5 protein-coding genes and 1 pseudogene (1 of these 6 running past the window's edge) are annotated in these 7,169 nt (G+C 41.6%); 4 read left to right on the forward strand and 2 right to left on the reverse strand.

Translation table 11 applies throughout. From position 1 onward, the window contains the following. Positions 1–740 (forward strand): ferrochelatase (gene hemH, locus L650_RS0115825; RefSeq protein WP_029773115.1); only part of this gene is annotated, 740 nt, incomplete at its 5' end. Between the two features lie 1,094 nt (positions 741–1,834). Here hemH and L650_RS0115835 read toward each other — a convergent pair. After that, positions 1,835–2,992 carry a benzoate/H(+) symporter BenE family transporter gene (locus tag L650_RS0115835; RefSeq protein ID WP_004589605.1) on the reverse strand — a complete coding sequence of 386 codons (1,158 nt, stop codon included), beginning with the start codon at positions 2,990–2,992 and terminating at the stop codon, positions 1,835–1,837. A gap of 377 nt (positions 2,993–3,369) precedes the next feature. On the opposite strand from L650_RS0115835, the gene L650_RS0115845 reads away from it, so the two are divergent. Continuing rightward, on the forward strand, positions 3,370–4,086 hold the full coding sequence (locus L650_RS0115845) for a hypothetical protein (protein WP_029773708.1): 717 nt from the start codon (positions 3,370–3,372) through the stop codon (positions 4,084–4,086). 60 nt (positions 4,087–4,146) lie between these two features. Then, a complete protein-coding gene (locus L650_RS0115850) occupies positions 4,147–4,890 on the forward strand; it encodes a zinc-dependent metalloprotease family protein (RefSeq protein WP_004589607.1) in 744 nt (247 codons plus the stop codon). Positions 4,891–5,026: 136 nt separating this feature from the next. Here the strand turns inward: L650_RS0115850 and L650_RS0115855 are convergent, their stop codons facing one another. Next, positions 5,027–6,250: an alkaline phosphatase family protein gene (locus L650_RS0115855; protein WP_029773709.1), complete on the reverse strand. Its 1,224-nt coding sequence runs from the start codon at positions 6,248–6,250 to the stop codon at positions 5,027–5,029. Positions 6,251–6,441: 191 nt separating this feature from the next. Here L650_RS0115855 and dgt point away from each other — a divergent pair. After that, positions 6,442–7,169 (forward strand): annotated as a pseudogene (gene dgt, locus L650_RS0115860) (dGTPase); it runs 741 nt beyond the window's last position.

The raw sequence follows: 7,169 nt of genomic DNA on the forward strand, positions 1-7,169 counted from the left end.
CCCGCCTGCAACGCGACAAACTAAACGCGCTACTCCAAGAGCAAGGTTACACCAATACCGAAGTTGTTATGGCCATGCGTTACGGCAACCCTTCAATAGAGGCGGGCCTGGAAGCGCTGCGCGATAAAGGCCTAACGCGCATAATTGTACTACCACTTTACCCGCAATACTCAAGTCCTACCACCGGCTCAACATTTGATGCCGTATCAAGAGTATTGCAAAGATGGCGCTGGGTGCCCGAGCTACACTTTGTAAATGGTTATCACAAAAACACCGCTTACATTGATTCATTAGCTAGCAGCATTAGCGAAGATTTAGAAAAAAACGGCATGCCACAAAAATTAGTTTTTTCATATCACGGTATGCCAAAGCTATTTTTAGATAGAGGCGACCCTTACCACTGCCTATGTTTGCAAACCACGCGTTTAGTGGTTGAAAAACTAGGCCTTGATAAAGATAAAGTAATTAGCACTTTTCAAAGCCGCTTTGGTAAAGCCGAATGGTTAAAGCCATACACCGACGCCACGCTTGCATCGTTACCTGATGAAAACATTACCGACGTTGCAATTTTAAGCCCTGCTTTTAGTGCCGATTGCTTAGAGACACTCGAAGAGCTTGAAGAAGAAAACCGCGAAATTTTTGAAAACGCAGGCGGCGAAAAGTACCGTTATATAGCCGCTTTAAACGACAGAGACGACCACATTAACGCTTTATATGATGTGCTAAAACCAATGCTTTAAACGCATCTTTATTGCCTTAACGTAAAAAAGCGGTGTTAAATTTAACACCGCTTTTTTGATTGTAAGGTAAGTATTTATTAAATGTCATAGCTACTATTTTGCGCGAGCAAGCTTCGCACCTACAACTTTCACTTCTCATTTAATCCTCTTTCCCTTCTCTTTGTGCATTTTTGTATTAAAGATCAATAAACCACAAAGAGGTTAAGAGACGCTTCGCTTTTAGAGAAGCAACTAACATCTTGCGCGAGCAAGCTTCGCGCCTACAAGCTTCACTTCTCATTTAATCCTCTTTCCCTTCTCTTTGTGCATTTTTGTATTAAAGATCAATAAATCACAAAGAGGTTTAGAGACGCTTCGCTTTTAGAGAAGTAACTAACATTTTGCGCGAGCAAGCTTCGCGCCTACCAACAAAATTAACACCGAGGTAAATTACCTTGTAGACGCGCAGCTTGCTGGCGTGACGAGCGATAGCTCGTAAATAAAACCAACGCATTCACAAAGAGGTTAAAAAGTGCTTCGCTTTTAGAGAAGCAACTAACATCTTGCGCGAGCAAACTTCGCGCCTACAAATTTCACTTCTCATTTACTCCTCATTCCCTTCTCTTTGTGCATTTTTGTATTAAAGATCAATAAAGCACAAAGAGGCTTAGAGACGCTTCGCTTTTAGAGAAGTAACTAACATTTTGCGCGAGCAAGCTTCGCGCCTACAAACTTCACTTCTCATTTACTCCTCATTCCCTTCTATTTGTGCATTTTTGTATTAAAGATCAATAAACCACAAAGAGGTTTAGAGACGCTTCTCTTTTAGAGAAGTAACTTGCATCTTGCGCGAGCAAGCTTCTCGCCTACAACTTTCACTTCTCATTTACTCCTCATTCCCTTCTCTTTGTGCATTTTTGTATTAAAGATCAATAAATCACAAAGAGGTTAAGAGACGCTTCGCTTTTAGAGAAGCAACTAACATCTTGCGCGAGCAAGCTTCGCGCCTACCGACAAAATTAGCACCGAGGTAAATTACCTTGTAGACGTGCAGCTTGCTGGCGTTTTAAAAGCAACGCTTTTACCTGTTTTAACCTATTCATAGGCACTTTTATTTAACTTTTACGGGTGATCATCAACGTACAAACGCCGGCAATTATTCCCCAAAACGCAGAGCCCACCGAGAGCATGGTTAAATCAGATGCGGTTACCAAAAACGTAACTATTGCAGCCTCTGTGTATTGAGCTGAGCTTAAAGCTTGCTGCAAGCTATTAGCAATGGTGCCAAACAACGCAATACCCGCTAAGGCTAAAATTAATGCCTGCGGCAAACTTGCCACTAAACCAACAAGCGTTGCCGCGCAAAGTGCCATAACAATATAAAATACGCCTGCGGCAATACTTGCCCAATAGCGTTTATCGGGGCTTTTATCGGCCTCGTCGCTCATACAAATAGCAGCAGTAATAGCGGCTAAATTAATAGAGTACGTACCAAACGGCGCTGTTAAAATATTAATAAAACCAGTTACGTTAAGCGTAGCCGAGATGGGCGCTTTATAATTATGAGCCTTTAGTACAGCAATACCCGGTAAGTTTTGTGAGGTCATGGTTACTATATAAAGCGGTAAGCCAATACTTATACACGCTTGCAAGTTAAACACCGGCGCTATGTATGCAAACTCACTTATTTTCCAATGAATAGCGCCAGTATCAATATGCCCCATTTGCCACGCCAGTAGTACGCCTGCAACTAAAACGCTAAGCATGGCAAAACGTGCAAAAAATCGTTTTCCTAAAAAATACATAAGCACCATTAGGCCTATAACCAGTGGTAGCTCATTCATAAAATTAAATACATCTATACCAAAGGTGACCAATACGCCTGCCAGCATGGCACAGGCAAGTTCGCTCGGTATACGGTTCATTATTTTTTCAAACCAACCGGTAACCCCCGACACAAAAACCAATGTAGCGGCAAACATAAATGCACCAATGGCTTCGCCTAAATGGTAGCCCTGCGCGCTGGAAATAAGTAAAGCCGCCCCAGTGGTAGACCATGCAATTAAAACGGGCACTTTATAATAATACGACAACCCAATAGTGGTTATGCCCATTACCAGCCCTAGCATTAAAAGCCAGCTTGCGACTAAATCGGGCGTGCCGCCAAGGGTTATAACAACTTGATAAATAAGCGCAATAGAACTTGAAAAACCAATAATAACAGCCACCAACCCTGCGGTTGCTCGATTAAGCAGCTGATCGGAAAACGTCATAAAATCCCTCTTAATTTTAGATTTTTAAGCCCACAACATACGTTGCCTATTTACGCTTTGCAATTAGCGTTTACGCTATTAAGCGTGAAAAATATTCATTATTTTAAAATTTTTTTTACCTATAAAGATCACAGCTTTCATTGCCAAATTAAAAACAAAAACAATTATTCGCTTACGCTTGCACCCCGCTAAAACCCTATAAAAACCCATCCTTTTTAGCTCAATAAATCAAACCCATTATAGGTAAATTGTTTATTTACAATCATTTACAATATAAATAATTAGCACTTTTATACTGCCACCGCTAACTTGATCTAATTATCTATATGATATAAAAAGTAACAATTAGTTAACCAAAAACCCCGTAAGAGAAACAAATGAAACGCGCTATTTTAATAATTGTTGCCCTTGGTCTATCTGCATTTGCTATTTATAAGCTGCTATTTAATACCGAAAAACCTGAGCAGGTAACGGCGTCTGTTGCAGTGGATATAGTGCCCGTTGACTCTCAATTTGCAGTAAATAAAAAAGCACCACAGCCCATTGATATGAGTAAAGATCCCGTTAACGTAAAACCTAAAACCATTGAGGCACCAGCGCAGAGCAACCAGTTTGAAGCTATAAACAAGGTATCTGAAAAAGCTAAAGAGGTACTTACCAACGCCAACGTACTACCAAGCGATTTAAACAACGAAGCCTACATAGAGTTCGACCTAAATACGTTACACACCCTTGAAGCTGGCGACTCGTTTGATATTTCAATCCCGCAAACCGTTGAAACCTACAGCGCCGAAATCACCTCGTTATCAGAGGCTACAAATGGCGATAAAAGCATATTTGGCCAAGTTATTGGTGCCAATGGGCAACTACACACCACGGTTATGACCGTAGGAAACGATGCAATTTATGGGCAATTTACCGCACCTAGCGGCAATTACGTTTTTGAAAGTAAAGGTAAATATGGCTGGATTGCAGCAAAACGCGATTTATACCAAAACCACATAGAGCATCACGTAGATGCGCCCACACCAAAAACAGATAAAACCATAGATATGTTTGCCCCAAAAAAAACTGAACAACCCAACACGCAGTAACCCAACTAAATCAATCAGCAGTAAAACTTCCAACCACTACATAAGTAAGGAAATATAAAAATGAAAAAACTAATCACTACGGCAGCCATTGCCAGCGCGCTATTTGCAACCAGTGCAGCACAGGCAGTAACAATTGATATTGGTATTTTATATACCGACCAATCGGCCGCAGCTACGAGTAATATAAACACTAAAATAAACCAGCTGATCGCCTTTAGTAACCAGGTTTATAGCCAAAATGGGGTAGACATTACACTGCGATTAGCGGGCACAGAAAACCTAGGCGATTACGCAATTACACCGTCTGAAGATTGGTTAGATGCGGTAACTAACAGCAGCTACGTAGATGGTTTACGCACTAGCTGGAAAGCCGACATGGTTGCCGTACTTGGTACCGGCCAAAGTGCGGGTAATGGTTTAATCTCGTGTGGTTTAGCTTGGGTTGGCCAAGGCACTAACGGTAATTTATACAGCTCAATGAGCGACCGTATGTACTCTATTACAGCTATTGATTGTGGTGCCACTACGTTTGTACACGAACTTGGTCATAACCAAGGCCTAGCGCACTCACGTAAACAAGGCGATACATCGGGCGGTGTGTATGTTGATGGTATGGGCCACGGCGTACAAAACGAATTTGCCAGCATTATGGCCTACCCGCACGTTTACGGTAGCGCAACGCAATACGATTACTTCTCTAACCCTAATTGGAGCGTAAATGGCTTGGCTTTTGGTGTAACTAACCAAGCGTATGCTATTCGTACGGTTACCGACACTAAAACAAGCATTGCTAACTTTAAGTAAGTGATTTAAAGCAGGCTGTATATAGCCCTTTTATAATTATTTCCCTTTAGAGCGCATTTGCGCTCTTTTTTATTTGGCTTAAGGTTTGTTGATCTTTCAAGGTTAAGTCACTAAAAGCCTAAAAGCGCGCAGCTAATTAATGCACTACTATTTTTTGTTTAATAGCAGGCATTAACGTTTTACCGTCGCCATCTACTTTACTTAAAAGCTTAAGCCCCATTACTTTGGCAAGTACCGGGTAAATATCAAGATTATTTACCTTTTCAAGGCTTAGCCCTTGTTTAAAAGCAGGCCCTACTGCAATTAATGTAGCCGCCATATCATCGGTATAGGCATAGCCATGAGTACCTAAGTACATTGCTTTGCCTTCGTTAGTAAATACCGCTGGCGCATTAGTTTGCACAACAATATCGCCCACACGAGTGCCTTTATTGTAGTGATATGCCGCTAATTGCTCGTCGTTTAATACCGTATAACGCCCGTTTGCGGCTTGTTGCAAACGTTGTTTGTAAGTTGCAATTTGCTCGCTTGTTACAGCAGGCTTTGCATAAATAAGTAACCGCGGGCCGGTGTTTTTAACTATAAAATTATCGTTTTTAGGCAATGTAGAAACATCAATACTTTGCTCTGGGTTTACATGCGCCATACCGTGATCGGATACAATAACAAGGTTAATCTCTTGCTCTAGCTTGCTTAAACGGGTTTGTAATTGGCCCATTAGTTCATCTAATTGTTTTACTGCATCACGAGTTTGCGGTGCGTCTGGGCCAAACTCGTGGCCCATGCTATCAACAAGCGAAAAATAACTTGCCACAAAACGTGGGCGCTGCGCTTTAGGTAAGCTTAGCCACTGTATTATTTGATCAACACGGCCTTGGTACTCACTGTATTTAGAATAATGAAAGTAATAGTCGGGCGTCATACCATTAAAGCGCGCATCCGACTCCGGCCAAAAATAAGTAGCCGACTTTAGCCCCTGCATTTTTGCTAAATTCCAAAGTGGAATACCATTTACCCACGTGCTATCGCGCATGCCTTTACCCATGCTGTAGCACTCGTTTTTACGGGCTTTATCACAAAAGTTATTATCTACAATGCCATGATTTACCGGCAGCAACCCTGTAATAATAGAAATATGATTAGGAAACGTTTTTGTTGGGTAAACAGGCATTAGCTTTTGCGCGCGTACACCTTTAGTAGCCATTGCTTTTAAATTAGGCGCACCGTGTTTTTCTATATAATCCCAACGCATGCCATCTATTGATATAAGTACAACGGTTTGCTCTTTTGCCGCATATGCCGCTTGGCTGGTTAACACTAAAAGAGCCAACATCATCGCCTTTAGAAATACATACTTCATTACAAATACTCGCCTACATTAAAATGCGTTAAATACTGAAAAATATAGCTTTATAATACAATTGCCAGGCCTTAAATGATACAAGCACCTGTACCTAACTCGTCTAGATGTATATATTAACAAGTAAGTATTTAAAACGAATGACAACGCGCATTTACTTTGCCAGTCGTCACCACTAAGCAAGGACTCCGATGACTATCGACTTTAGTAAAAAAATAACCCCAGCGCGCATGTATCGCACGACTGCAAATTTACAAATGGCGATGGAAAGCGATCGCGGTCGTATAATTAACAGTGCAGCTATTCGTAGGTTGCAGCAAAAAACCCAGGTTTTTCCGCTAGAGCGAAACGCAGCGGTGCGCTCGCGCTTAACTCACTCACTAGAAGTACAGCAAGTTGGCCGTTTTATAGTACAGCGTATTTTTGTAAATTTAAGCTTTGAACAACAAACCGAATTTGGCTTGAAAGGACTAGAGCGCCCGCTAGAAAGCCTAGTAGAAATGGCCTGCCTAATGCACGATATAGGCAACCCACCCTTTGGACATTTTGGCGAAGCTGCCATAAACCACTGGTTTAATAATAATTTAGCAAGTGTTACACCAGCGCGCTGCCAAGAGCAAAATACCGGCATAGGGGTTATTTTTAAGCACCTAGCGCACGATATTTGTAATTTTGAAGGCAACGCCCAAGGCATACGCATAATTCATTCGCTACTGGGGTTAAACTTAACTTATTGCCAAAGCGCGGGCATTTTAAAGTACACCCGCCCCGCGGGATTAAACCCAAAAGACATACCGCAAAATAAAAACTACTTAATGAAAAAAGTAGGTTACTACTACAGCGAAAAAACCTTTGTAGAGGCACTGCAAAACGAGCTGGTTATAGAGCCATACTGCCGCCATCCGGCAAGTTACATTAT

This window comes from Pseudoalteromonas sp. TB51 (assembly GCF_000498055.1).
Lineage (GTDB): Bacteria > Pseudomonadota > Gammaproteobacteria > Enterobacterales > Alteromonadaceae > Pseudoalteromonas > Pseudoalteromonas atlantica.